Source organism: Serratia sp. PF-27 (assembly GCF_030053255.1).
GTDB lineage: Bacteria > Pseudomonadota > Gammaproteobacteria > Enterobacterales > Enterobacteriaceae > Serratia > Serratia bockelmannii.
Window position 1 is genome coordinate 519,128 of sequence record NZ_JASGBT010000015.1, and the last position, 25,063, is coordinate 544,190.

Consider the following 25,063-nt stretch of genomic DNA (forward strand, 5'->3'; position numbering starts at 1 on the left):
CCGCCGCCTCAGGGCTGGATTAGGAGGAATGTTCCTCTTCGTTGGCCTGATACCGCGTCGCCTGCTGTTTCATAAACACCACTTCTTGCGGGCTGGACAGGCTCACTTCCTGCGCGCGCAGCAGCTTGAGGATATTGAACAGCAGTTCGCTCTTGGTGGCGCCGACCATGCGCGGGCTCGGCACGTAGCCAGTCACGCTCAGGATAATACCGTCCGGCCCCAGCTGGCTAAAGCGCACATAAGGTGCCGGTGTCTCCAGAATGGTTTCGTACTCGTTATAGGCGCTGAGCAAGATATTGCGCACCTGCTCCGGATCGATCGAGGTCGGGAACGTCAGCGCGATGGTCACTACCCCTTGCGCGTTGCCCATGGTGGCGTTGCGCACGTTCTGCGAGATCAGCTGCGAGTTCGGTACGATCATGGTGGAACGGTCGCTGAGCTGGATTTCGGTGGCGCGCACGTTGATGCGCCGCACGTCGCCTTCCACGCCGCCGATGCCGATCATATCCCCGACCTTCACCGGGCGCTCGGTTAGCAGGATCAGGCCGGAAATAAAGTTCTTCACGATCTCCTGTAAACCGAAACCGATACCGACCGACAAGGCGCTGACGATCCACGCCAGGTTGCTCCACTGGATGCCGAGCGCCGCCAGGGTGATCAGAATCACCAGCACATAACCGATATTGCTGAACAGCGTCACCAGCGAGGCCCGTATGCCGACGTCCGAAATGGTTTTCGGCAGCAGCTCAGAGCCCAGCCAGCGCCGCACCGCGCGCAGAATGTAGATACCGATCGCCAGACAGATCACGGCGTTGAGCAGGTTGCCGGGCACGATGTTGAAACGCTGCAAGCCTTCGCCGGTCAGGATCGAGACGATTTTCTCCATCAACGACCCCGGCGTGGTGCTGCCGAACGAGCCGTTGAACAACGCGACGATCATCAACAGCAACAGCGAACATTTGGCCAGCGCGGTGGTGATGATCGCCACCTGCTCCAGATGGCGATCCTTGAAGCTGAGCGTTTTCTTCAGCATCTTGCCGCTGACGGTCTGCGGCGAAAACAGCGCGGCGCACAGGTCAGTGGCGAACAACACCATGAAGTAGAACGCCATCAGCACCAGCACCACCCAGATCAGCTGGTAGGTCAGGAAGCGGGCGAAGGCGATGTAACCCACAAGCAAGGAAAGCAGGATCACCACCGAACACACCAGGGTGACGATATGCACCAGCCCGCCGACCAGCGTGCGTTTTTCCAGGTGCGCGCCCTGCTGCTCCAGACGGCGACGAATGCGCTGGCCGCGCAGCGGCGCCGCCAGCAGCACCATGCCGATCAATCCCGCTACCAGGCCGTTGCCGAAGATGGTGGTGGCCAATGAGGCGCTGACGACGTTGTTGATCAGCTCAACGGTGCCGAACGCCAGCGCCAGACCGGCCAGCAGCGGCGAGAAGTAACGCAGCCCGGCGGCCACTTCATTGTCCAGCGAAGCCAAACGCCACGACGGACGATTCAGCGACAGCGCCGCACGCCCCAGCCCGGCGATCAGCGCGCAGAAAATCCCCAGACGGTTAAAGCCTTCGGCGAAGTCTTCCAGCATCACCGGCAGCGGCTGCACGCGGATAAAAACGTAATACAGCAAATTCAGCGCGATCGAGGTAGTGAACACCGTCACGGCCACGGTGATGATCGCCATAAAGCTGCGGCGCAGGCGCCCGTCCGGCAGGAAGCGAATGCTGACCCAGGCGAGGAAACGCTCGGACAAATAGCGCCCCCAGGACCAGACGATCACCGCCAGCGCCAGCAACGCCAGCGTGCCGTAACGCCATTCGTCCTGCCAACTGGCGTCCCAGGCCGCTTTCATCTCGGCGTTGAACTGGTCCAGCCGCTGCACGTCATCCGCTGACGGCTGCACCACCGGCGTCCAGAATTTGACGCCCAAAATGCTGCCGGTGTTCAGCGCCAGCTGGGTTTTAAACGCTACCCGGCGCAGATCGCTGATCTGCTGCCCCAGGTCGAAAGCGCTGGTCTTGATGGCCTGCGCGCGTTTTACCGCATCGTCCAGCTGCTTCTTGCTGCTGTTCAGCGCATTACGCTGCTGGGCGACAGCCGGGGTTTCCGGCAGCGCGCCGGCCGCCGGGGCCGGCCCCAGCACGTCCAGCTGTGCCTGCAGTTTTTCCTGCAGCGGCTGCAGATCGGCAGACAATTTATCCATGCTGGCGACCAGATCGTCGGTCGCCAGCCGCAGCTTGCTGAGCTGGGTGTCGGTGGTAGCCTTTGAAACCAGCTGCTTCATGCTGTCCAACTGCTTTTGCGCGGCTTTCAGCTGCGTAGCGGGATCGGGCGCGCTTTCGGCGGTGGGATCATCCTGGGGGGCGGCGACGGCGCCGAGCGGCGTCAGCTGCAAACCCAACAGCAATAACAACAACAGCAGGAACGAACGGGGCTTTAACATAAATTCAGTGCTCAGCATCATTATCTGATAGACAGACGAAAAGGCGGCGGATGAACCGTCGCTTAACCATAAACGCTAATTATAATAGCTGCTTAATGTCGGCCGAAATACAGTAATTATTCCCATTGTGTGCCACGCGCCCGTGCTCGCCTTAGCCTGCTGATTATTCAGGCGCTTTTACACTGGCGATACGGCATAAAGCGCTCTATACTCCAGCCACCGATTAACCTGCAACCAATAAAAGGAGACTTACTATGCTGACGTGTGAATTGGTTTTTCACTCACACTTCTTTGGTAATCGTCGCCGCTCAAGCATTACCGGTATCGTGCTGCGATAACCCAGCTTGAGCGAAGCTTACTAAAATCCAGGATCTTCCCTCCGGCTTACCGGGTTGTCGTCAGCGATGTTTGACGATAGGCATTGTCATGCCTGTAACTCTTGAGTAAGCAATGAGCACATTACTGTCTGCACAATCTGTCGGTTACGACAACGCGTTCGGCGTCCTGCTGAGCGAGATTTCCTTCAGCCTGAAAAAAGGCGACCGCATCGGTTTGATCGGCGATAACGGCTGCGGCAAAAGCACCCTGCTGCAAATTCTCAGCGGCGACCTGCCTGCGCACACCGGAACGGTGACATTGTCACACCAATGTCTGATGGCGCGCATCGAGCAGCACCTGCCGCCGGAGCTGCACGCCAGCACCCTGCTGGATGCGGTGCTGGCGCGGCTGCCTGCGGGCCAACACCTCAGTGAACGCTGGCGCTGTGAAGCGTTACTGGCCGAGCTGGGGTTTGAACCGGCGAGCTGGACGTTGACCGCCGGCACCCTCAGCGGCGGCCAGCATACGCGGCTGCTGTTGGCGCGCGCGTTGATCCGCCAACCCGATCTGCTGTTGCTCGACGAACCCAGCAACCACCTGGACCTGCCCACGCTGCTGTGGCTGGAACAGTTCTTGCGCAGCTGGGCCGGCAGCTTCGTGCTGGTGTCGCACGATCGCTACCTGCTCGATCAGGTGACTAACTGCACCTGGATCCTGCGCGACAAAACGCTGCAGTTCTTCCGTTTGCCCTGCTCTGCGGCGCGCACCGCGCTGGCGGAACAGGACGCCGCGGACGAACAGCGGCGCTACGCCGAGCAGAAAGAGATAGACCGGGTGGAAAAAAGCGCCAAACGCCTGGCGACCTGGGGCAAGGTCTACGACAACGAAGATCTGGCGCGCAAGGCCAAGCAAATGGAGAAGCGCGTCGATCGGTTGAAGGAAGAACAGACCACCCTGACCGCCGGCAGCCCGTGGCGGTTGCGGCTGCAGGGAGAAGCGCTGGATGCCGATCGCCTGCTGGCGCTGCCGCACTGGGCGGTGCGCCCGGCGCCGGATGCGCCGGTGCTGTTCAGCCTCGAACATCTGCGCGTGAAAAGCGGCGATCGCATCGCCATCGTCGGGCGCAACGGCTGCGGTAAATCGTCGCTGCTGCGCCTGTTGTGGCGTGAGTATCAGCAACAAACGCAGCGCCCGGCGCTGTTCCATCCGCGCGTGCGCATCGGCTATTACGATCAGAGCCTGCAACAGCTGCGCGATGAAGACACGTTGAGCGACGCGTTGGCGCAGTTTGCACCGCTGACCGAGGAACAGCGGAAACTGGCGCTGATCGGCGCCGGTTTTCCTTACCTGCGCCACCATCAGCAGATCCGTTCGCTGAGCGGTGGCGAGCGTTCGCGGCTGCTGTTCGTCGGTCTGACGCTGGCCAACCATTCGCTGCTGCTGCTGGACGAGCCCACCAACCACCTGGACATGGCGGGCAAAGAGGAGCTGGCGGAAACGCTGCGCCAGTTCCCCGGCGCCGTCATGCTGGTTACCCACGACAGGATGCTGATCGAACAGAGCTGCAACCGCTTTTGGCTGATCGACCAGCAAAAACTGGAGGAGTGGCACGATCTGGCGCCGGTGTATCAGCGCCTGGCGGGCGAAGCGCCGGCACTGCCGACGGCGGACAGGGCTAATGCTGATGGCCCGACGCCGGACGATCGATTGGAAGGCGAAGAAGCGCTGTTGACCGCCCTGTTTGCCCTCGAAAGCAAATTGGAGGCCGACCAGGCGCGCAAGCCGAAGCACCAGAAACCGGAGCTTCAGGCGCGCTGGCGCCGCGAGATTGCCGACATCACCGCCCGGTTGCATCTGGGCTAACCTTGACAGGCCGCCATCCGGCGGCCTGTTTTTTGATGGAGTGCGACATGGCATTTTCCCTTGAGCAAGCCTCACTCTCGCAGCGGCCACTGCTGGCGGCCATGCTGTCCGATTGCCTTCGCGAGTTGGGCGCCGATGGAGATTACCCCTATCTGCCGCTCTACTGGCGCGAGGTCGGCCGCTACCCTTATTTGATGTTGAGCGATCGGCAAACCGCCGGTTTCGCGTTGGTCAGGCGCCTGGATAGCGCCACCGTCGAAATGGCGGAGTTCTACATCAAACCCGAATGGCGACGCAACGGGCTGGGGCAACGGGCTGCCCGCGCCTTGTTCGTGCAGCATCCCGGCGGTTGGTCGCTGTCGGTCAGCCAGGATAATCCGCGCGGCCTGGCGTTTTGGCGCTCGGTAATACCGGCCGAGGCCAAGACCGAACCGCTTTCAGCCCACGACGCCCTGATACTGCTACGTTTTTATTATCCGCCGCGTTGAACGACACATTACGTTCATTCTTTTATGGCAGAGTAAGTCGATTCATTCTTTGTTATCGAGCCTGCCATGCCGTTACTTTCCCCACAGGATATCGAAACGCGCTACCGCTTCGCGCGTGAGATCGCCCGCGCCGCCGCCGATCTCGCTTTCAGTTTTTACCAACGCCGGCAAAGCCTGGCGGTCGAGTTTAAACAGGGGCTGCAGGACGTGGTCAGCGAAGCCGACCGCCGCGTCGAAGCGCTGATCCGCCGCATGATCAATCGCCGGTTTCCCCAGGATGGCTTTCTCGGCGAAGAGAGCGGCAGCAGCGGCGAGCACGCCGCCTGCGTTTGGGTCGTCGATCCTATCGATGGCACCGCCTGCTTCCTGAACGGATTGCATACCTGGTGTATCGCGATAGGCGTGGTGATCGACGGCGAGCCGACGATCGGTGTGGTCTACGATCCCAACCACCGCGAGATGTTCCGCGCCTGCCGCGGCGGCGGCGCCTTCCTCAACGGGGAACCGATAGGCGTGCATGCCGGGCGCAGCGTTGCGGATGGCGTGATGGGCGTCGGGATATCATCGCGCGCCTCGGCGGCGGAATTCAGCGGCTTTCTCTGTCGCCTGCTGCAGGCGGGAGGAATGTTTGTGCGCAGCGGCTCCGGCGCGTTGATGACCGCCCAGGTGGCCGCCGGACGGCTGCTGGGCTATTACGAACCGCACATGAATGCCTGGGACAGTCTGCCTGGACTGGTGCTGACGCGCGAAGCCGGCGGCGTGGCGAATGACTTTATGCACAACAACGGGCTGCGGCGCGGCAACCCGCTGCTGCTGGCCAACGCGGTGCTCTATCCGCAGTTGGCCGCGCTGATTCAAATGCCGGGCTTGATCGGCTCGACGTGCCCTATCGCGCGCGTGATGGCCGGATAAAGCGCGCGCAGCCGCCGCTCGACCCGATCGACCGCATCGTGCGCGGCGGCGATGGTGACCACCGGCGACACGCGGCAGTGGAAGTTGACGATGATGCCGCCGTCGGTCTTGCGCGCACGGATGTTGTGTACGTCTTGCACATTCTCCCCCTGCTCCAGCGCCGATTGCAGGATACGGCGAATAGCGGCCAGCTCCACCGCATCGACATCCTCGCTGGTCAGCCAGTGCGGCGTCTGCGGCTCCAGGTGCGTCTCTATTTCAGTGTCTTCGCCGATCGCCTGGCGCAGGATCCCTTCTATCTCCGTGGCGATGTCATGCGCCTGCGCCACGCTGACGTGGGCCGGCACCGCCAAATCCATGCCGATCGCCATACGCGTCGGCAACTGCTGCAAGGTCACATTCTGCACCTGCGCGCCGTGGTTGGCGGCAATCGCCCGAATGCGCGTCGCCATGTCTTCGTCGCTGCGGGTCTGCGGCACCGCGATGACAGTGAATTCCGCCCTGGCGTACTGCTCCCGCAGCCGTTCGATGATTTCTCGCTTCAACGTATCGATGCGCTCCAGCGGCAAGGTGCGGCACACCGCCACCGTGATCTCGACAAACATTACGGCGCCGGCGTTGCGAATGCGCACGCTGTCGCAGGCCAGCACCGCCGGAAAGCTGTCCAGCGTGGCGCGAATCGCTTCGGTGGCTCCGGCGGGCGCAGTATCCATCAACGAGTCGAAGGAGCGTTTACCGAGCTTGATTGCGGCGACAAAGATAAAACCGGCGACGATCAGCGCGGCGATGGCGTCCGCACGGCCAAAGCCTAGCAGCACAAACACCATGCCCAGCAGCACCACGCCGGATGAAAGCATGTCGGAGAAGAAATGCAGCGCATCCGCCTCCAGCGCCGCGCTGTCGGTGGCTTTGGCGACGCGGTTGAGCGCCCGCACGCGGAAGAAATCGACGCAGATGGAGATCAGCAACACCGCGATCACCACCGGCGCCGCGACGATCTCATGCGGTTGCCCGAGCAGGCTGCTGCCCGCCTCATAGACAATCCAACCGGCGGCGCCCAGCAACAACAGCACTTCGAACAGCGCCGCCAGGTTTTCCACTTTGCCGTGGCCGAAGTGGTGATCGTCATCGGCGGGTTTATCGCTGATGCGCACCGCCAGCCAAGTGATGCTGGTGGCGATAAAATCGGTGAAAGAGTGGATCCCTTCGGATATCAGGCCAATACTGCCGGTAAAAATGCCGGCGACGAATTTGCCCGTGGCCAGCACCCCGCTGGCAATCATCGAGTTTCTGGCCACGGCCTGTTTTTCATTCTGCATGATGCTGCTCACATTCAGACGGTGATTTATTTTTTTACTTTAGCGGATAATTGCCAGACAAAGGCGATCAGCAGCATACTGCCAGAGAATGTCAGCATGAGGCTAGTAAGAAAATTGGATTTTCCGGTGGAATAAAAATAAATCTCATTAACGCCCACCGAGATCATTAAAATGGCGTAGAGCAATCCCAAAATAAGAATCGTCATTATTATCAACTCCCGTATCAGGCCGCGCGTTCAGCGCGCCACTAAATCCTCCCCATAATAAATAGCGGTTACGGGGAGGATGCATCTAGGCGGATCTTTAGCGTTCATCAATCATCCCATTTGGTGCTCATATAGGCCGCCAACAGGCCCAGCGAGCTGATCATTGCCAGGAATCCCATAAAAATAGTCATGTTTCCCATTATTTTGTCCTCAGGTTAAATGTTATCGATAAAAGCCCCTTGCGTTAAATATCGGGGTTGGTCGGTATCCATGGTTTTTTAACGTCCTCCTCTTTTTGGCAACATTCCCGCGCTTTCAAGCGCGGGACCCGTTTAAATTCCCAGGACGTGCTGGGCGATTTTGAAATAAATAATCAGGCCGGTGCCGTCGATAAAGGTGGCGATAAACGGCGCCGACACCACCGCCGGATCGATACCGAGCCGTTTCAGCAGCATCGGAATGATCGACGAAACAATGGCGCTCCACACGGTGATCGCCACCAGCGACAGGCTGACCACCAGCGTCACCTCCATGCCGACGCCCATGATCCAGGCGCGCACCCAGGCCGCCAGACCGATGGTGACGGCGATCAGCAGCGAGGTCGTGACCTCTTTGCGGATCACCGCGCCCAGATTGCGCAGGCTGACCTCGCCCAGCGCCATAGCACGCACCAGCGTCGAGGTGATCTGGGTGCCGCTGTTGCCGCCGGTGCCGATCAGCAACGGGATGAAGAACGCCAGCGCAATCGCCGCTTCGAGCTGATCTTCAAACGCTTTCAGCACGTTGCCGGTGTAAGCTTCGGCCACGAACAACATCAGCAGCCACACCGAGCGTTTGCGCCACAGCGCCCACGGGCTGGTCTCCAGATAAGGCTTGTCCAGCGGCAGGCTCGCGCCCTGACGCTGCGCGTCTTCGGTGTTTTCATCTTCGACCAGCCGAGCGATCTCGCGCTCGCCCAGCACGCCGACCAGCGTGTTGTTCGCCACGACCGGCACCACGTCCAAACCGCCTTTGCCCAGCAGATGCGCCACGTCATTGCGATCGTCGTCGGGTGAAACCTGGAAATAGCTGTAATCCATCATTACGCCGACCGCTTTATCCCCATCGTCGCACTGCAGCAGTTTTTTCACCGACAGCGTGCCGCGCAAATGATAGTCGTCCGCGGTAATAAAGACCCGGGTGGGAATTTCGTCCGTTTTTAGCTGCGAAAGTAAATATTCCCGGGCATGCGTGACCGTCATCGTCGCGGGAACGGTAATAAAATCGGCGTTCATATAACCGGCAACTGAAGTTTCATCGAGAGTTTCAGTCGCGCGCAGCGCCGGAGAAGAAGAGTATTGATGTGACTTGATCATTTTGTCAGTCCCTATTTCTGTTGTGAACTTCAACAGCGAATCGCATAGGGGCGTAACCACAGAGGGAGTGCAGACTGCCTATCTCCGCGTCCAGGTTTTAGCACTATACAACGTATCCGAATTGTTGCTCGGAAGTTACTTTGGGCTGAACCTTAATCCGATAAAGCCTGTCTTAACCTTGGGCATCTCTCGATGTCGTCAGATCAGTAACCTGTGTTTGTATAGGAGCCTCGCCAAACGAGATACTGCATATAAACTACCGGCGCAGTATAGGCGTTGTTTTATCCGGCGGGAAGAAAAGATTGCCCGTCGTTTATGGAGTATTTAGGATAATTTTATTAAATGTGAATCTATAAAAACGGCTGATATAAATCAGCCGTTTTTTTATTTCTCAGTGCGCGAGAATGTAGACGTTTTTATCGTATAGCGCGCCCTGACGGGTAAAGTCGATCCCCTTCACGTAAGGTTTGACCAGCGTGGCGTTGGCTTCGTAGTAGACCGGCGCGACCGGCGTATCGACGGCCAGCACCGCCTCGGCCTGCTGGAAATACTGCTGCACCTGCTGCGGTGTCGGCGCCGCCGTCGCCTGATGCAGAATGCGGTCGTACTCCGGATTGCGGTATTTGGGGCTGTTTTCGCTGCTGTCGGAACGGAACACGTTCAGGAAAGTAGACGGATCGTTGTAATCCGCCAGCCATCGAGTAAAGGCCACGCCGTACTGCCCGCGGTTGATATTATCCAGCGTCACTTTACGCTCCTGGCTTTGCAAGGTGGCCTCTACCCCGAGGTTCTTTTTCCACATGGCGGCGGCGGCGATGACGATCTTCTTGATGGTGGCGTCGTTACTGTACAGCACGGTAAAGCGCAGCGGATGCTCGGCGTTGAAACCGGCCTGCGCCAGCAGTTGCTTCGCCTGGGCGTGCCGTTGTTCCGGCGTCCAGCCGGCCGCGGCGCCGGGCTGCAGGCGATAGCCGCCCGCCCCCGTTGGGGTAAAGGTCCAGGCCGGCTGCTGGCCATATCCCAGCACCTTGCCGGCGATGATCTCTTTATCCAGCGCCAGATTCAGCGCCTGACGCACCCGCACGTCGTTGAACGGCGCCTGGCGGTTGTTGAAGGCGAAATAGCTGGTGGAGAGCAGCGGATAGGTCACCAGCTGTTGCTCACCGAGCGTTTTTTTCAGCTGCTGATACAGCTCCGGCGGCGTGGTATACCCCAATTCCACCTCGCCGGCGCGAAAACGCGCCACTTCCGGGAATCCCTGTATCGGCAAGAACGTCACCTTGTTGAGCACGGTGTTGGCGTTGTCCCAATACTGCGGATTGCGTTCCACCACCACCTTTTCGTTCACCACCCACTGGCTGAGGCGGAACGCGCCGTTGCCGACAAAATGCGCCGGTTGAGTCCAGTTTTTGCCGTACTGCTCCACCACCTTGCGGTTAACCGGCAAGACCGGAAAATGCACCAGTTGTTTGAGCAGATAGGAGTTGGGCTCCGACAGCGTCACCTGCAGGGTGTGCGCATCCAGCGCCTTGACGCCCAGCTCGCTCGGCGGCTTGCTGCCGGCGTTGATCGCCGCCGCGTTTAGCACGTAGGCCGAAGCCAGATAGCTGCCGTACGGCGACGCGGTTTTCGGATCGGTGAGGCGCTGCCAACTGTAGACGAAATCGTCGGCGGTGACCGGATCGCCGTTCGACCACTTGGCCTGCGGCCGCAGATGGAAAGTCCAGACGTTGCCCTGGTGCTCCCACTTCTGTGCCAGCGCCGGGATCACTTCGCCGTCTTTTCCGACGCGCAGCAAGCCTTCGAACAGATCGTTGAAGATGTAGAACTCCACATTGCTCTCGGCCAGGTTTGGATCCAGCGTCGCCGGTTCATACCCGTTGGCGCGCACCAGTTCTTGCGCCGCCGCCAGTTTAGCGCCCGCCGGCACCTCGGCCGCCTGTGCGACCGTCGCGTTAAAAGCCAGGATGATTAAACCAGCCAATTTCTTGCTATTGAATGAATATTTCACGTCGATATCCCTGATGAGTGTTTTATCGCGTTCAATATGCAATGAGGCAGTGGAATAAATTAAATCATTAATCGCTATGAGTCATAACCAAAAGCGGTGTTGAATTTCTTTCATTATCAACGAAATAGTGGCGAAAGAACGGAGGTAAACAAGAAAAGAGGCCGGGCTGCCCCCGGCCTCCTCAGCGGCAAACCTTGTCGCGGCGCGGCTTTTTCGGCGCCAGCAGATACTCCACCACGCTTTCGTCAACGCAGCTGTCGATGCCGTTCAGCGCCAGCGTATGTCCGTCGCGTTCGCGGGTGATCAGCGGGCTTTTAAAGGCGGCGGCCATCACCTGGGCGTTGCGGTACGGCGTGGTCGGATCGTAGCGCTGGGCGACGAACAGCAGCGGCGGCAGCGCGGCGGACGCCACCGGGGTGTGCGGCCGATCTTTGCCGCGGTACGGCCATAGATCGCACATTTCCAGCGGATACTCGTGTAGCGGCAGGTAGTGAGCGTACAAAGCGGCGGTATTGATCTCCTGCCGCTGCCTGCGCAACTGCTGCGGATCGGCCGTCGGGTTGGCGACGTCGGCGCAAGTGATGACGTTCAGGGCATCATCGGCATCCGGCGAATAGCTTTCGTCAATCAGATCGGAAACCTGCTGCCCGGCGATGCCGGCATCGAGTTGACGCAGCACGGTCGCCAGCTCATGCCAGCGCTCCGGCCACAGCAGCAGCGAACGCGTGACCGTCAGCACATCGTCGGCGGAGATTTCATAGCCCGCGGCGGTAACGAACGGTTGATCGTGCAGCTTGCGCAGTAAGGCATGATAGCGCTGCAGCGCCTGATTAGCGCCGCCGCCCAGCTGGCAGCTGTCGGTTTTGCCGCAGTAGGCGGCGAAGCGCAGGAAGCTTTGCTGGAAGCCCCGCTCCTGGTTCATGCGCTGGGTGAAATCGTCCTCCGCCAGATCCACCACCCCGTCCAGCACCAGCGCGCGCGTCTTCTTCGGAAAACGTTCGGCATACAGCGCCGCCACCTTGGTGCCGTAAGAGTATGCCACCGCCGTCAGCCCCGGTTCGCCCAGCGCGTGGCGGATTGCGTTCAGATCGTTGACCGCCTCGTCGGTGCCGATGTGTTGCAACACGTCCGCGCCGGTCTGTTTGATGCAGGCGGCAATCAGGGTGCGCGTCTGATTCTCCGCGCCGGCCACGTCGTTATCGTCCGGCGTCGGGGTTTCGTCGCCTTCGGCCAGCTGGCAGGAGATTTTCGGCGTCGACTGACCGACGCCGCGCGGATCGTAACCGATGATGTCGTAGGATTTTCGCAGCTTGGCGACGTGGGCGTCGTTGCCCAGATAGGGGTTGATGCCCGGCAGGCCTGGGCCCCCGCTGATCATTACTACGCTGCCCTTTTTCGGCCCGGTGGCGGGCTGCAGGGTCAGTGCCAGACGCACGGTCTGTTCGCCCGCCTGCGCCGCATGGGCGGGCGGCGTGGCGTAGGCTAACGGCACCTCGAGGTAACCGCAGCGCAGCCCCGGCGGTGGCGCCTCATCGAACCAGCGCTGAAAACCGCTGTTGAGACAAGATTGCCAACGAATGCCGTTCTCGACCGCCATGCCGTGAGCCGCCGGCTTGGCCAGGGCGGGCAACGCGGCGGCGGTCGCGGCGAACAGCGCCAGAATACGCAGTACTGACATGGGGAGTCCTTTCAACTCAACGAATCGGTCAAAGGGTAAAAGGGTAAAGATACTCGGTTAAACCGCTAGCCAATAAAACATAAAAAAACGCGCGGGTGAAGCCGACGCCGTGCGTATGGAAAGACTTTTCTTTGCTCAGATTGATCTTATAACGCACAGAATGCTGCAAAAAATGCCATTCACCTGCTAGGCTTAGTGTTCGTTAACCCACAAGGAACAGGAGAGCAGCATGTTTGGTAAAGCGGAAGACAAAGCCAATGAAGCCGCAGGCGCGGTACAAGAAGCGTTCGGCAAAGCCGTTGATTCGCCGGAGCATCAGGTGCGCGGCGCGGCGCGCAAATACGCCTCCCAGGCCAGCTATGCCGCCCGTGACGCAGCGGACAGCGTAAGAACGCAGGTGGAAGCCAACCCGCTGGCCGGCGTAGCCGTTGCGGCAGCGGTCGGCATCGTTTTCGGCTTCCTGCTGGGCCGCAAATAAGCGGCGAATGCGCCCTACGACAACAGGCCCGTTACGGGCCTTTTTTTTCGCCCTTTTCTGCACCGGCGCCGTTATGCGCGCAAACTTTCATCTATCACAGCCATCGCTTAAAAAAACTAACGCCTTCAACTACGATTAGTTTGTGACCAGAGCGAGGCTCTGCAATCCGGCGGATAACCCTATGAGGATTATCATCATTATCCATGCTGTTTAAGCCGCTCTCCTTCATGCGGCTAAGAAAGGTTAATTATGGCTCGCACCACCCCTATCGAACGTTACCGCAATATCGGCATCTCCGCGCATATCGATGCCGGCAAGACCACCACCACCGAGCGGATTCTGTTTTACACCGGGGTCAGCCACAAGCTGGGTGAAGTGCATGACGGCGCGGCGACCATGGACTGGATGGCGCAGGAACAAGAGCGTGGCATCACCATCACCTCGGCGGCCACCACCTGCTTCTGGAACGGCATGCAGCATAATTATCCGCAGCATCGCATCAATATCATCGACACCCCCGGGCACGTCGATTTCACCATTGAAGTGGAGCGTTCGATGCGCGTGCTGGACGGCGCCGTGATGGTCTATGACTCGGTGGGCGGCGTGCAGCCGCAGTCGGAAACCGTCTGGCGCCAGGCCAACAAGTACAAAGTGCCGCGGCTGGCGTTCGTCAACAAGATGGACCGCATCGGCGCGGATTTTTTCCGCGTGCGCAAAATGATGATCGAGCGCCTGAAAGCCAACCCGGTGCCTATCGTTATCCCTATCGGCGCCGAAGATCACTTCAGCGGCGTGGTGGATCTGGTGCGGATGAAAGCCATTCTGTGGGACGAGGCCTCGCAGGGCATGAACTTCAGCTTCGAAGAGATCCCGGCAGAGCTGCGCGACTCGGCACAGGAGTGGCGTGAAAACATGATTGAGGCCGCCGCCGAAGCGTCGGAAGAACTGATGGAGAAATACCTCAACCAGGTGCCGCTGAGCGAAGAGGAGATCGTTCACGGGCTGCGGGTGCGCACCGTCGCCGGCGAAATCCAGCCGATGCTGTGCGGGTCGGCGTTCCGCAACAAAGGGGTGCAGCGCATGCTGGACGCGGTAATTGAACTGATGCCCTCGCCGCTCGACGTGCCGCCGATGGAGGGCCACGGTGAACATGATGAAATCATCACTCGCAAAGCCGACGACAACGAAAAATTCTCGGCGCTGGCGTTCAAACTGATGACCGATCCGTTCGTCGGCCAACTCACCTTCGTGCGCGTCTACTCCGGGGTGCTGGCCAAAGGCAGCAGCGTTTACAACCCAATCAAGGGCAAAAAGGAGCGCATCGGCCGCATCGTGCAGATGCACGCCAACGATCGTAAGGACATCGACGAACTGCACGCCGGCGACATCGCCGCCTGCGTCGGCCTGAAGGACGTCACCACCGGCGATACGCTGTGCGACCCTGGCGCCATCATCACGCTGGAGCGCATGACCTTCCCCGAGCCGGTGATAGCCCAAGCGATCGAGCCGAAGACCAAGGGCGACCAGGAGAAAATGGGCATTGCGCTGCAGCGGCTCTCTTCGGAAGATCCGTCGTTCCGCGTGCGCACCGATGAAGAATCCGGCCAGACCATTATCTACGGCATGGGCGAGCTGCACCTGGAGATCATCGTCGATCGCATGCGCCGCGAGTTCGGGGTGGAGACTACCACCGGCAAGCCGCAGGTGTCGTACCGCGAAACCATCCGCAAACGGGTAACCGACGTGGAAGGCAAGTTCGTGCGCCAGTCCGGCGGTAAAGGGCAATACGGCCACGTGGTGCTGACCGTCGAACCCAACGACCCCGGCAAAGGCTTCGAATTCTTCGATGAGATCAAGGGCGGCGTCATTCCGGGCGAATTTATCCCGGCGGTGAAAAAAGGCGTGCTCGAGGCGCTCAATAACGGCGTGCTGGCCGGTTATCAGGTGGTGGACGTCAAGGTACACCTGACCTTCGGTTCTTACCATGACGTCGACTCGTCGGAACAGGCGTTCCGCATGGCGGCGATCTTCGGCTTCAAGGAGGCCTGCCGCCTGGCGGATCCGGTGATCCTTGAGCCGATCATGTCGGTAGAAGTGGAAACGCCGGAAGATTACGCCGGCAACGTGATGGGCGACCTCTCCTCACGCCGCGGTCTGGTGCAAGGCATGGAAGAGATCCCGGGCGGCGGCGGCAAGGAAATTCGCGCCAAGGTGCCGCTGTCCGAGATGTTCGGCTACTCGACGACCCTGCGATCGATGTCGCAGGGCCGCGCCACCTACACCATGGAGTTCAGCCACTACGCCGAAGCGCCGCGCAACGTGGCCGAAGAGATCATTCACCACAGCAAGCGTTAACCCCCATGCCCGCCTTCGCGGCGGGCGTCACCCCAGCTTGTCCTCCAACGCCACCACCACCGGCTGCGGCTTGATACGCATGGCATACACCACGCCGGCGATCAGGCAGACGATGCCGGCCAATGTCAGCAGCGGCGGCCAGGCCTGGCGCAGCAGAAAGGTATAGGCCAACCCCGCCAGAATTTCGAACACGATAAGCGGCCCCACCAACACCGTCGGCAGCCGCTGGCTGGCTTCGTTCCAGCACAGCGCCCCCAGCCAGGAGCAGAACACGCCGATAACCAGCATCAGGGGGATAAATACCTCGGGGCGCGGGCCGAACGGCAAGGCAAACGCCGGTTCGCTCAGCGCCAATTGGCCGCAGACCGCCAGATAGCCCAGCAGCGCCAGCGGCAGCGTCACCAGCCCCTGCGCCGTGGCCCAGGTGGCCGGCCGCTGCGTCGGGTTCTCCCGCAGCCAACGCGAATTGCGCAGCGGGAACCAGGTCCAGCACGCCACCGCCAACGCGGCCAGCCCAAGGCCGCTGAGATAGCGCCAGCCGTCGATCGGCAGCGCGTTGCCGCGCAGTTCGGCGATGTTTACGCACGCTAACCCGCAGACGATCAGCAGCAGCGCCGGCGCCAGCTTGCTCCAGGCCAGGCGCCCGTCGTGCCGGCCGTAAAACAGATTGGCGCAGATGGCGATCACCACCGGCAAGGTGCCGATGATCATGGTCGATACCGGTGCGCCGGTACGCTGAATGGCGCTGGCAAGGCACAGGTAGTACAGCAGATTGCCGATGGCCGTCAGCTTGAGCGCTTCCAGCCAATCCTGGCGCCGCAGCTTGCGCAGGCGGCGGCGATCGAACCACGCCAGCGGCAAGGTGATCAGCCCGAAGGCCAGATAGCGCCCGGTGGACTGCAGCGCGGCGGGATAATCCGGCACCAGCAGCGGGCCGACGAAAATCAGTCCCCACATCAGCCCGGCGGCCAGGGCAAACACAACGCCAATGAACATAACGACTCCGACAAACGGCCGGCGCGGCCAACCCGCCCGACAAGACAGCGGCAGAATAACGAAAACGCGGGGAGGAATTATTGTAGCAGGTTGCTGTTTTAGCCCAATTTCACCTGTTTCTGGAAACGCACTGGCGTGACGCCGTAACGATTGGCGAAGGCGCGCGTCAGGTGCGCCTGATCGGTCAGCCCCGCCGCCGCCGCCACCTGTGCGGCGGGCATGCCGCGCTCCAGCATGCGTTTGGCCTGCGACAGCCGGATCGCCATCAGCATCTGCTGCGGCGAAACGTGATATTCGGCCTTGAACTTGCGCAGGAAATGGTACGGGCTGAGCGATACCAGCTCGGCCAGTTGGCTGAGGGTCACCGCCTCAGCGAAGTTATCGTGCAGGTAGCTTTTCACCACCTCGAAACGATGCGCCGCTTCGGCTTTTTCCCGCTGCCCGGTGCGGATGTGCGGGTGCAACAGCTCGACCGCCTCAAGCAGCAGGCCGTCGAGCGTGAGCGGATCGTCGGTTTGCCACAGCGTGGCGAGAATGGCGGACAGGCGCTGCGCCGCCCGCGGATCGTGGCGCACTGCATCGGTAAACCACTGGCTCCGATCGCCGGACAGCTGCTCCAGCGCCTCGGGCGCCAGATAGAGCATGCGGTAACACCAGCCGCCCGGCGTTTCGGCTTCGCCGGTATGCAGTTCGTCCGGGTTCATCAGCACCAGCGCGCCCGGCGCCGCCAGATGCTGCGCGCCGCGATAGCGGAAACGCTCCGCCCCGGTGTCTACGGTGCCGATGGCGAAGGCGTCGTGGGTATGCGGCTCGAAGGCATAGCGCTCGATGTGCGCCTGATAGAGTTCGACGCCCGGCAGATGTGACAAATGCCGGAACTGTGCGCAATCCTTCTCGAACGGAAACTGTTGTGGTACCCCTTGCACCCGACCTCCTCGTCCGTGCTGACAATCTGCTCAGCATAGCCAAAACATCGCCGGTTGAGTAGCCGCCCTGGCGCTTTCGTGCCCCTCGCCTGGACGATCGCCGCCATTCGGCGTAGGGTTAAGGTCCCTGTCCCTTTCAGGCGCGCCGCATCGCGAAGCTCATCGGCCCCTGACACTCCGCAAACAAGAGGCAACAATGTATCCGGATACTCAACTGTATATCGATGGACACTGGCGCAACGCACTGGCCGGGAAAACCCTGCCGGTCACCAACCCCGCCACCGACGAGATAATCGGTCAAGTGGCGCACGCCGCCACAGAGGATCTCGATCTGGCGCTGGCCGCCACCGAGCGCGGATTTAACGTCTGGCGCGACACCGCCGCGCACCAGCGCGCCAATCTGATGCGCAAAGCCGCGGCGTTGCTGCGCGAACGCGCCAACGCCATCGCCGCCGTCATGACGCAGGAACAGGGCAAACCGGTGGCGCAGGCCAAAGTCGAAATTCTCAACGCCGCCGACGTTATCGACTGGTTCGCCGGCGAAGCCACCCGCACCTACGGGCAGATCATTCCGTCCCGCGCCCGCGATGTACAGCAGCAAACCCTCAAGCTGCCGGTTGGCCCGGTGGCCGCCTTCACGCCGTGGAACTTCCCGATCAACCAGATCGTGCGCAAGCTGTCCGCCGCGCTGGCGGCGGGCTGTTCCATCATCGTCAAAGGTCCGGAAGAAACGCCGGCCTCACCGGCTGAACTGATCAAAGCCTTCGCCGACGCCGGTATTCCGGCCGGGGTGATCGCGCTGGTGTATGGCACCCCGGCGGACATTTCGGAATACCTGATCCCCCATCCGACCATTCGCAAGATCTCCTTCACCGGCTCCACTCGCGTGGGCAAGCATTTGGCGGCGCTGGCCGGCCAGCATATGAAAAAGGCCACCATGGAGCTGGGCGGCCACGCGCCGGTGCTGATCTTCGACGATGCCGATCTCGACGCGGCGGCCAAAGAGCTGGCGCAGTCCAAGTTCCGCAACGCCGGCCAGGTCTGTATCGCCCCGACCCGCTTCCTGATCCAACAAGGCGTTTATGAGGCCTTCGTGGAGAAATTCACCGCCGCGGTGCGTGAGCTCAAGCTCGGCAACGGGCTGGAAGACGGCGTGACGATGGGGCCGATGGTGTTGGGCCGCAGCGTCGACAATATCGAGGCGCTGGTGCAGGATGCCGTCGCCCACGGGGCGAAGGCCAGCACCGGCGGCAAACGCGTGGCGGGCAAAGGCAACTTCTTCGAGCCGACGGTGCTGCGCGACGTGCCGCTGACCGCGCGCGCCATGTCGGAAGAGCCGTTTGGCCCGGTCGCCCTGCTGCGCCCATTCGCCACCTATGACGAGGCGATCGCCGAAGCCAACCGCCTGCCGTACGGCCTGGCCGCCTACGCTTACAGCCGCAACATCGCCACGGTCAATGCGCTAGGGCGCGACGTGGAGAGCGGCATGCTGAGCATCAACCACATCGGTTTCGGCCTGCCGGAAACACCGTTTGGCGGCGTGAAAGACTCCGGTCACGGCACCGAAGGCGGCAGCGAAGCGATCGAATCCTATCTGGAAACGCGCTTTGTCACCGTCGCCGGCCGATAATCGCCCGGCAGATGAATAGCCAGAAGCCCCGCAATGCGGGGCTTTTTTTTACTCACCGGCCAGTTCGAACAGCTGCCGCGCCGCCGGGGTCAGCCCCAGCATGTGAATACAGGCATGCACCATGCCCGGCAACCGTTCGCAGCGCACCGACACGCCCGCCTCACGCAGCCGCTGCGCATACTGTTCGGCCTCATCGCGCAGCGGATCGTATTCGCAGCTCAGGATGGTGGCCGGCGGTAACCCGCGCAGCGTGGCGGCATACAACGGTTCCGCGCCGGGATCGCGCCGCTGGCCCAGATACTGCTGCCAACAAAACCCCATCGCGTCGCGCGTCAGAAAGTGCCCCTCGGCAAACTCGTGATAGCTCGTCGTCGTCATCTCGCGGCTGAGCGCCGGGTACAGCAGCAGCTGACGTTCGATGTACGGGCCGCTGCGATCCCGCGCCAACAGTGCGACCGCCGCCGCCAGATTGCCCCCTGCGCTATCACCGCCCACTGCCAGGCGCTGCGCGTCAATCCCCAACTGCGGCGCCCGTTGCGCCACCCAGCAGAGCGCCTGATAGACATCTTCCAGCGGCTGTGGAAACGGGTATTCCGGCGCCAGACGATAGTCAACCGACAGGATCACCCGGCCGGTGGCGTTAGCCAACGCCTGACAGGGCCGATCGTACAACGCCAGTGAGCCGAGGCACCAGCCGCCGCCGTGGGCGAACAGCATCGCCGGCTGCGCGGTCGTGCCGTTTTCCCCCGCCGGTAGATAGGCGCGCAGTGCAATCCGGTGTCCATCGGCGGCGACCACCGTATGGTCCCTGACGCCGCCGCTCGGTTCCGCCTCGCCCTGCAGCTGGCGTAAACCGGTTTCCGTGGCCGCGCGCATTGCCGCCAGCGAAGCGGGCGGTGGCACGTCGGCCGATGCCGTCAAAAAGGCGGCGATGCGTTCATCAAGCGGCATACGGCTCTCCCGCCAGGAATGACGTAATCAGTGCAATAAATTCCTCATGACACTCCTCGGTGATGAAATGGCCGCAGCCGGCGACGGTTTCGCCCCGCAGATCGTGCGCATTGCCCTGTAGCGTCGTCAGCGGCGCGTCGCCGGTGGCGTGCTCCGCTCCCACCGTCAACACCGGCATCGTCAAGGGCGTAGCGGTGCGCAGCCGGTTCTGCCGCACGGTCTCCGGGATCGCCCGGTAATAGTCGAATCCGGCGCGCAGGCCGCCCGGTGCCGAATAGGCGGCGATATACACCTCCGCCGCCACCCGATCGCGCCGATAGGACCAGCGGTTGAAGATATAGCCAAGATACTCCCGTTCGCGCCCCTGGGTCAGGGTCTCCGGCAAATCCGCCAGCTGGTTGAACATGAAATGCCACAGGAAGATGTTCTCCTCCGGCGCAACGAAAATCGGCGGCGGCGGCGCCAGCCCGGGGATCACGGCCTCCGTCAGCACCAGACGCTCCACCGCCTGCGGGAAATCGCTCGCCATGGCGTAACCGATCCACATGCCGATGTCGTGGCCAACCAGTTGGTAACGTTCATGGCCCAGTTGCGCCATCATTGTGTGCAGCGCCGCACCGACGCTGCCGGTGTCGTAGCCGCCAGCGGGCTTGTCAGAATCGCCGATGCCCGGCGGATCGACGGCGATCGCCTGAAAACCGGCCGCCGCCAGCGCTTGCATCACATGGCGCCAGGTGTACCAGGTTTGCGGCCAGCCGGGGATCAGCAGCACCGGCCGCCCTTCACCGGCCACCACGCAGTGAAGGCGCCGGCCGTTGACCTGGAGATAGACGTGTTCCGCCGCGAGATCCGCCAACGGGACCTCGTTCTGTCGATATTGCATGGGGTGACTCCCTTAAGGATTGGGCTCAGCGAATGCCGAGCAAGGCGTTGATCTGCTGCGGGCTGACCGGCGCACCGGCGAAGTCATCGAACACTTTGTCGGTGACGCGGATAATGCGATCGCGAATGAAGGCTGCGCCTTCGCGCGCGCCGTCCTGCGGGTTTTTCAGGCAACATTCCCACTCCAATGCCGCCCAGCCCGAATAGCCGTACTGCGTCAGGCGCGAAAAGATGCCGTTGAAATCAACCTGGCCGTCGCCCAGCGAGCGGAAGCGGCCGGCGCGATCGATCCAGGATTGATAGCCGCCGTAAATGCCCTGGCGACCGGTCGGATTGAACTCGGCGTCCTTGACGTGGAACATGCCGATAACGTCCTTATAGATATCGATAAACTCCAGATAGTTAAGCTGCTGCAGCACCATATGGCTCGGATCGAACAGCACCCGACAACGCGGGTGGTTACCGACGCGCTCAAGAAACCTCTCGAACGTCACGCCGTCGTGCAGATCCTCACTCGGGTGAATTTCATAACACAGGTTGATGCCCTGTTCTTCGCAGGCGTCGAGCACCGGCAGCCAGCGTTTGGCGAGTTCGTCGAACGCGGTGTCGATCAATCCTTCCGGGCGCTGTGGGAACGGGAACAGATAGGGCCAGGCCAGCGAACCGGAAAAGGTGCCCAGCTCGCTGAGCCCGAGCCGCGCCGACGCCTTCACCGCCAGCAGCATTTGCTGCCGCGCCCACTCGCCGCGCGCCTGCGGATTGCCCTGCAGCGCCGGCGGCGCGAAGCTGTCAAACAGCGCATCGTAAGCCGGGTGTACCGCCATCAGCTGGCCGAAGATATGGCTGGTCAATTCACTGACCACCAACCCCTGCTCCGCCAACATCCCGGTCAGATCGTCGCAGTATGTTTGGCTTTCCGCGGCGGTGGCCACGTCGAATAAACGCCGATCCCAGGCCGGGATCTGCAAGGCGGTAAAACCGGTTTGCGCCGCCCACTCGGCGATGGCCGGCAGGCTGTTGAACGGCGCTGTCTCATCGCTGAACTGCGCGAGATGCAGGCTTGGACCTTTGAGGGTTTTCATCGTAAACTCCTATTAGTTGTCGATTGACAAACAATAGAGGCAAGGAGCGATGACCGCAAGCGAAATTTATAAAGACATTGGTATTCCCGCCGATTTAAGCGATCCTATGTCGCTGAATGGCAGGTAAATTGGAGCAGAGAATGGCTGGCAGACCGCGTGAGTTCGACCGCGAACAGGCGCTCTTGAAGGCGCGAAACTTATTTTGGCGGCAAGGTTACGAAGGCACCTCGATGTCGGATCTGGTGGCGGAATTGGGCATTGCTTCCGCGCGCATCTACAAGGCGTTCGGCTCCAAAGAGCAGCTGTTCCGCGAGGCAATCGCCAGTTACGAAACCGAGGAAGGCGGCTTCGCCGATCGCGCCTTCGCGCAGGAAAGCGGCATTCGCCCGGCGATCCAACGTATGCTGGAAGATGCCGTGCGTCTCTACAGCCGGCCAGATCTGCCGCAGGGCTGCATGGTGGTCTCCGCCGCCGCCAGCGTCAGTGCGGAAAACGATGGGCTCAAAACCTGGCTGGCAGAGCATCGGTTGCAGCGTACGCAGCAGATCATCGAACGGCTGCGGCAGGCGGTGCAAACCGGCGAATTGCCGGCCGATACCGACGCCGACAGCCTGGGTGACTATTTCGCCGTCTTCCTGCACGGCCTGTCGATTCAGGCACGTGACGGCGTCACTGAAGAGCGGCTATTGGCAGCGGTAAAGGTGGCGCTGGCGGTCCTGGGCGCCGCTTAATCCTCCGGCAGATCGACAATCACCAGCGTGCCTTCGCTGCCCGGCAACACGCGATGCGGCACGCCGGCCGCGGCCTGATACAGCTGGCCGGCGCGCACCACCACCACTTCCCCCGCCACCTGCAGCCGCAGGTGGCCGCTGATCACCAGCAATCCTTCGCTGTAATCATGCACTTCATCCGCAATGCTGCGCGCGTCCATGCGCAGCACTTTGATATTGGCCGCACCGACGCGGCCCAGCACGGCAGAACGCCAGGCCTCGGGCAGTTCGGCCGCCTGCTGGTTTAAATCGAACAGCATCGTCATACCTTATCGCGACACAGGAACCCGCACTCTACTGCAAGCCGCCAGGTGCTGAAAGACGCGTTGGTTGTAGATTATGCCCCGACGTTCTGAGCCGCCGCCTCACGCCGCAGCCATTGCCGCAGATTTTCGCCTTCCTGCGACAGCTCGCTATCCAGTCGAGCGCACAGGTAATAATCGCGGCCGTCGTCGATCGGCAGATCGAACATTTTGATCAACTCACCGCTCTCAAGGTACTGGGCGATTAACGGTTCACGCATCAACGCGCACCCTAGCCCCGCCTGCACCGCCGCCAGTGTCAACAATCCGTCTTCAAACATCGGCCCGATGCTGCGCAGCGGGCGTTTAACGCCGGCCTGCTGAAACCATTGCATCCAGGTATTGCGCTCCTCGTCGTGCAGCAGCGGCAGCGTCGCCAGCTGATCCGGCGTATCCAGCAAACCGTGCAGTTTACTGAATGCCCGGCTGCACACCGGCACCATTTGGCCAGACATCAGCTTTTCGCTGCGATAGCCGGTCCACTGCCCAACCCCGAAGCGAATCGACAGATCGGCGGCGTCGCTCAGGTAATTGCGGTGGTTGGCGTAAACCACATTGATGTCGATATCCGGATTTTCGCGCAAAAAGCCACGCAGCCGCGGAATGAACCAGCCCATGCCGAACAGCGGGATCAGGCTGATGGTGACCTGCCGCGATGCGGACTGCTCGCGCACGTGTTCGGTCGCCTGGCGCAGCACGTTGAACGCCGAGCGAATCGAACGGTAATACTCCCGCCCCTCGCTGCGCAGCACCAGGTTACGCCCCTGCCGTTCGGTCAACGGCATCTGCAAAAATGCCTCCAGCGTTTTGAGTTGATGACTGACCGCCGAAGGCGAAATCATCAGCTCGTTAGCCGCCGCGCTGATGCCCCCCAGGCGCGCGATGGCTTCGAACGCCCGCACGGCGCGCAGCGGCGGATCGTTCGGCAGCATCGGCAATGGCTCATCGTACTGTTCTGTTTTTTTCATATATTGACTATTTTTGGGAAATCGACACTGAAGGGATGGGTTTAATATACATAAAAATCAACGTATTAAAATCACTCGTTTTTTGTATAAGAAAGTATTTTTCCGTATTTTACAATTTTTTTAAATTCTCTACTGTGAGCCTCCTGACTCATTATCTCCGGACTCTCCTTATGGATACGCTGGTACAGCAAACCGTCAACGGTTTGATGCTCGGCAGCATCTATGCGCTGATCGCGCTCGGTTACACCATGGTGTACGGCATCCTGCGCATCATCAATTTCGCGCACGGCGACGTGCTGATGGTCGGTGCGCTGAGCGCGTTGTCGGCGATCGGCGTGTTGCAACACCACTTTCCCGCGTTATCACCGTACGCCACGCTGCTGCTGGCGGCCCTGTTCGCCATGGCGGTCTGCGCCATTACCTCGATGGCGATCGAGCGTCTCGCCTACCGCCGGTTGCGCACTGCGCCGCGCCTGGCTCCGCTGATCAGCGGCATCGGCGTCTCGCTGCTGCTGCAAACCCTGGCGATGCTGATCTGGTCACGTAATCCCCTGATGTTTCCGCAGCTGCTGCCAATGACCCCCATCGCCCTGACCGCAGGCAGCGGCGGGCATGCGCCGGCGGTGATCACCGGCACGGCGATCGTCACGCTGGCGGTGGCCGTGGCGGTCATGGCCGGCCTCTGGCTGCTGGTCGAACACAGCCGTTTCGGCCGCGCCATGCGCGCCACGGCGGAAAACCCGCAGGTCGCCGGCCTGATGGGCATCAGTCCTGACCGCATCATCGTTCTGACCTTTGCGCTCGGCGGCGCGCTGGCGGCGGTGGCCGGCATCATGATGGCCAGCAACTACGGCAACGCCGGTTTCTCGATGGGCTTTCTGCCGGGCATCAAGGCGTTTACCGCCGCCGTGCTCGGCGGCATCGGCAACCTGCGCGGCGCGATGCTCGGCGGATTGCTGCTGGGCCTGTTCGAATCGCTGGGCACCGGCTATCTCGGCGAGCTGACCGGCGGCGTGTTCGGCAGCAACTACCAGGACGTGTTCGCGTTTCTGGTGCTGATCGCCGTGCTGGTCTTCCGCCCCTCCGGGCTCTTGGGCGAACGCATCGCCACGCGCGCATAAGGA

The 25,063-nt window shown here is 61.3% G+C and carries 22 protein-coding genes and 1 riboswitch; of the genes, 8 read left to right on the forward strand and 14 right to left on the reverse strand.

Translation table 11 applies throughout. The features are described 5' to 3' along the window. Nucleotides 1-19 precede the first annotated feature (19 nt). On the reverse strand, nt 20-2,449 hold the full coding sequence (locus QMZ29_RS07320) for a DUF3772 domain-containing protein (RefSeq protein ID WP_065424061.1): 2,430 nt from the start codon (nt 2,447-2,449) through the stop codon (nt 20-22). Between the two features lie 450 nt (nt 2,450-2,899). Here QMZ29_RS07320 and QMZ29_RS07325 point away from each other — a divergent pair, with 450 nt between their 5' ends. The 3 genes from QMZ29_RS07325 to QMZ29_RS07335 all read left to right on the forward strand — a co-directional run bounded on the left by QMZ29_RS07325 (nt 2,900) and on the right by QMZ29_RS07335 (nt 6,030). Continuing rightward, nucleotides 2,900-4,630, forward strand: coding sequence for an ABC-F family ATP-binding cassette domain-containing protein (locus QMZ29_RS07325; protein ID WP_261424597.1), 1,731 nt, complete (start codon nt 2,900-2,902; stop codon nt 4,628-4,630). A 47-nt stretch (nt 4,631-4,677) separates the two neighbouring features. Then, nucleotides 4,678-5,118, forward strand: coding sequence for a GNAT family N-acetyltransferase (locus tag QMZ29_RS07330; protein WP_261424605.1), 441 nt, complete (start codon nt 4,678-4,680; stop codon nt 5,116-5,118). A 66-nt stretch (nt 5,119-5,184) separates the two neighbouring features. Further along, nucleotides 5,185-6,030, forward strand: coding sequence for an inositol monophosphatase family protein (locus tag QMZ29_RS07335; RefSeq protein WP_261424612.1), 846 nt, complete (start codon nt 5,185-5,187; stop codon nt 6,028-6,030). Here QMZ29_RS07335 and QMZ29_RS07340 read toward each other — a convergent pair. The 6 genes from QMZ29_RS07340 to QMZ29_RS07365 form a co-directional block, all read right to left on the reverse strand. Then, on the reverse strand, nt 5,973-7,349 hold the full coding sequence (locus QMZ29_RS07340; protein ID WP_060433122.1) for a cation diffusion facilitator family transporter: 1,377 nt from the start codon (nt 7,347-7,349) through the stop codon (nt 5,973-5,975). The two genes, QMZ29_RS07335 and QMZ29_RS07340, sit on opposite strands and share 58 nt — an antisense overlap. A gap of 26 nt (nt 7,350-7,375) precedes the next feature. Then, entirely contained in the window at nt 7,376-7,555 is a 180-nt protein-coding gene (locus QMZ29_RS07345) for a hypothetical protein (protein WP_025302915.1), read from the reverse strand. Between the two features lie 107 nt (nt 7,556-7,662). Then, nucleotides 7,663-7,755 (reverse strand): protein MgtS, encoded by a 93-nt coding sequence (mgtS, locus tag QMZ29_RS07350; protein WP_004938109.1) that lies wholly within the window; start codon nt 7,753-7,755, stop codon nt 7,663-7,665. Nucleotides 7,756-7,887: 132 nt separating this feature from the next. Further along, nucleotides 7,888-8,910 (reverse strand): magnesium transporter, encoded by a 1,023-nt coding sequence (locus QMZ29_RS07355; RefSeq protein WP_060433123.1) that lies wholly within the window; start codon nt 8,908-8,910, stop codon nt 7,888-7,890. A 75-nt stretch (nt 8,911-8,985) separates the two neighbouring features. Continuing rightward, nucleotides 8,986-9,159: riboswitch (M-box (ykoK) riboswitch) on the reverse strand. 142 nt (nt 9,160-9,301) lie between these two features. After that, complete coding sequence (locus QMZ29_RS07360; protein WP_147823834.1) at nt 9,302-10,921, reverse strand: ABC transporter substrate-binding protein; 1,620 nt, start codon at nt 10,919-10,921, stop codon at nt 9,302-9,304. A gap of 181 nt (nt 10,922-11,102) precedes the next feature. Continuing rightward, a complete protein-coding gene (locus QMZ29_RS07365) occupies nt 11,103-12,599 on the reverse strand; it encodes an alpha/beta hydrolase (protein WP_025302921.1) in 1,497 nt (498 codons plus the stop codon). Nucleotides 12,600-12,828: 229 nt separating this feature from the next. Here QMZ29_RS07365 and QMZ29_RS07370 point away from each other — a divergent pair, with 229 nt between their 5' ends. Further along, nucleotides 12,829-13,077 (forward strand): CsbD family protein, encoded by a 249-nt coding sequence (locus tag QMZ29_RS07370; protein ID WP_016927634.1) that lies wholly within the window; start codon nt 12,829-12,831, stop codon nt 13,075-13,077. Nucleotides 13,078-13,326: 249 nt separating this feature from the next. Then, nucleotides 13,327-15,432 carry an elongation factor G gene (fusA, locus tag QMZ29_RS07375; RefSeq protein ID WP_025302922.1) on the forward strand — a complete coding sequence of 702 codons (2,106 nt, stop codon included), beginning with the start codon at nt 13,327-13,329 and terminating at the stop codon, nt 15,430-15,432. Between the two features lie 27 nt (nt 15,433-15,459). Here fusA and QMZ29_RS07380 read toward each other — a convergent pair whose 3' ends face one another. Beyond that, nucleotides 15,460-16,428 carry a DMT family transporter gene (locus tag QMZ29_RS07380; protein ID WP_147823836.1) on the reverse strand — a complete coding sequence of 323 codons (969 nt, stop codon included), beginning with the start codon at nt 16,426-16,428 and terminating at the stop codon, nt 15,460-15,462. Nucleotides 16,429-16,526: 98 nt separating this feature from the next. After that, entirely contained in the window at nt 16,527-17,354 is an 828-nt protein-coding gene (locus QMZ29_RS07385) for an AraC family transcriptional regulator (protein WP_197769560.1), read from the reverse strand. 196 nt (nt 17,355-17,550) lie between these two features. Between QMZ29_RS07385 and QMZ29_RS07390 the strand changes: the two genes are divergently transcribed. Further along, nucleotides 17,551-18,984, forward strand: coding sequence for an NAD-dependent succinate-semialdehyde dehydrogenase (locus QMZ29_RS07390; RefSeq protein WP_261424623.1), 1,434 nt, complete (start codon nt 17,551-17,553; stop codon nt 18,982-18,984). 48 nt (nt 18,985-19,032) lie between these two features. Here the strand turns inward: QMZ29_RS07390 and QMZ29_RS07395 are convergent, their stop codons facing one another. From QMZ29_RS07395 to QMZ29_RS07405, 3 genes are read right to left on the reverse strand one after another with little or no spacing between them, the layout of a single operon-like run. Continuing rightward, nucleotides 19,033-19,935 carry an alpha/beta hydrolase gene (locus QMZ29_RS07395; protein WP_147823839.1) on the reverse strand — a complete coding sequence of 301 codons (903 nt, stop codon included), beginning with the start codon at nt 19,933-19,935 and terminating at the stop codon, nt 19,033-19,035. Then, complete coding sequence (locus QMZ29_RS07400; RefSeq protein ID WP_261424624.1) at nt 19,925-20,818, reverse strand: alpha/beta fold hydrolase; 894 nt, start codon at nt 20,816-20,818, stop codon at nt 19,925-19,927. The genes QMZ29_RS07395 and QMZ29_RS07400 overlap by 11 nt, the downstream gene beginning before the upstream one ends. Before the next feature lie 25 nt (nt 20,819-20,843). After that, entirely contained in the window at nt 20,844-21,899 is a 1,056-nt protein-coding gene (locus tag QMZ29_RS07405) for a sugar phosphate isomerase/epimerase family protein (protein ID WP_173890185.1), read from the reverse strand. A 140-nt stretch (nt 21,900-22,039) separates the two neighbouring features. Between QMZ29_RS07405 and QMZ29_RS07410 the strand changes: the two genes are divergently transcribed. After that, complete coding sequence (locus tag QMZ29_RS07410) at nt 22,040-22,630, forward strand: TetR/AcrR family transcriptional regulator (protein ID WP_025302929.1); 591 nt, start codon at nt 22,040-22,042, stop codon at nt 22,628-22,630. Here the strand turns inward: QMZ29_RS07410 and QMZ29_RS07415 are convergent. Beyond that, nucleotides 22,627-22,929, reverse strand: a complete 303-nt coding sequence (locus QMZ29_RS07415) for a cupin domain-containing protein (RefSeq protein ID WP_043143548.1) — start codon at nt 22,927-22,929, stop codon at nt 22,627-22,629. The two genes, QMZ29_RS07410 and QMZ29_RS07415, sit on opposite strands and share 4 nt — an antisense overlap. 77 nt (nt 22,930-23,006) lie before the next feature. Continuing rightward, nucleotides 23,007-23,939 carry a LysR substrate-binding domain-containing protein gene (locus tag QMZ29_RS07420; protein ID WP_049207516.1) on the reverse strand — a complete coding sequence of 311 codons (933 nt, stop codon included), beginning with the start codon at nt 23,937-23,939 and terminating at the stop codon, nt 23,007-23,009. 170 nt (nt 23,940-24,109) lie between these two features. Between QMZ29_RS07420 and QMZ29_RS07425 the strand changes: the two genes are divergently transcribed. Beyond that, nucleotides 24,110-25,060 (forward strand): branched-chain amino acid ABC transporter permease, encoded by a 951-nt coding sequence (locus QMZ29_RS07425; protein ID WP_043143464.1) that lies wholly within the window; start codon nt 24,110-24,112, stop codon nt 25,058-25,060. Nucleotides 25,061-25,063: the final 3 nt, after the last annotated feature.

Excerpts from the sequence above, each read along its gene's own strand:
- QMZ29_RS07320 (WP_065424061.1), bottom strand. The coding sequence starts at position 2,449 with ATGTTAAAGCCCCGTTCGTTCCTGCTGTTGTTGTTATTGCTGTTGGGT.
- QMZ29_RS07325 (WP_261424597.1), top strand. The coding sequence starts at position 2,900 with ATGAGCACATTACTGTCTGCACAATCTGTCGGTTACGACAACGCGTTC.
- QMZ29_RS07330 (WP_261424605.1), top strand. The coding sequence starts at position 4,678 with ATGGCATTTTCCCTTGAGCAAGCCTCACTCTCGCAGCGGCCACTGCTG.
- QMZ29_RS07335 (WP_261424612.1), top strand. The coding sequence starts at position 5,185 with ATGCCGTTACTTTCCCCACAGGATATCGAAACGCGCTACCGCTTCGCG.
- QMZ29_RS07340 (WP_060433122.1), bottom strand. The coding sequence starts at position 7,349 with ATGCAGAATGAAAAACAGGCCGTGGCCAGAAACTCGATGATTGCCAGC.
- QMZ29_RS07345 (WP_025302915.1), bottom strand. The coding sequence starts at position 7,555 with ATGACGATTCTTATTTTGGGATTGCTCTACGCCATTTTAATGATCTCG.
- mgtS (WP_004938109.1), bottom strand. The coding sequence starts at position 7,755 with ATGGGAAACATGACTATTTTTATGGGATTCCTGGCAATGATCAGCTCG.
- QMZ29_RS07355 (WP_060433123.1), bottom strand. The coding sequence starts at position 8,910 with ATGATCAAGTCACATCAATACTCTTCTTCTCCGGCGCTGCGCGCGACT.
- QMZ29_RS07365 (WP_025302921.1), bottom strand. The coding sequence starts at position 12,599 with ATGTCAGTACTGCGTATTCTGGCGCTGTTCGCCGCGACCGCCGCCGCG.
- QMZ29_RS07370 (WP_016927634.1), top strand. The coding sequence starts at position 12,829 with ATGTTTGGTAAAGCGGAAGACAAAGCCAATGAAGCCGCAGGCGCGGTA.
- fusA (WP_025302922.1), top strand. The coding sequence starts at position 13,327 with ATGGCTCGCACCACCCCTATCGAACGTTACCGCAATATCGGCATCTCC.
- QMZ29_RS07380 (WP_147823836.1), bottom strand. The coding sequence starts at position 16,428 with ATGTTCATTGGCGTTGTGTTTGCCCTGGCCGCCGGGCTGATGTGGGGA.
- QMZ29_RS07390 (WP_261424623.1), top strand. The coding sequence starts at position 17,551 with ATGTATCCGGATACTCAACTGTATATCGATGGACACTGGCGCAACGCA.
- QMZ29_RS07395 (WP_147823839.1), bottom strand. The coding sequence starts at position 19,935 with ATGCCGCTTGATGAACGCATCGCCGCCTTTTTGACGGCATCGGCCGAC.
- QMZ29_RS07400 (WP_261424624.1), bottom strand. The coding sequence starts at position 20,818 with ATGCAATATCGACAGAACGAGGTCCCGTTGGCGGATCTCGCGGCGGAA.
- QMZ29_RS07405 (WP_173890185.1), bottom strand. The coding sequence starts at position 21,899 with ATGAAAACCCTCAAAGGTCCAAGCCTGCATCTCGCGCAGTTCAGCGAT.
- QMZ29_RS07410 (WP_025302929.1), top strand. The coding sequence starts at position 22,040 with ATGGCTGGCAGACCGCGTGAGTTCGACCGCGAACAGGCGCTCTTGAAG.
- QMZ29_RS07415 (WP_043143548.1), bottom strand. The coding sequence starts at position 22,929 with ATGCTGTTCGATTTAAACCAGCAGGCGGCCGAACTGCCCGAGGCCTGG.
- QMZ29_RS07420 (WP_049207516.1), bottom strand. The coding sequence starts at position 23,939 with ATGAAAAAAACAGAACAGTACGATGAGCCATTGCCGATGCTGCCGAAC.
- QMZ29_RS07425 (WP_043143464.1), top strand. The coding sequence starts at position 24,110 with ATGGATACGCTGGTACAGCAAACCGTCAACGGTTTGATGCTCGGCAGC.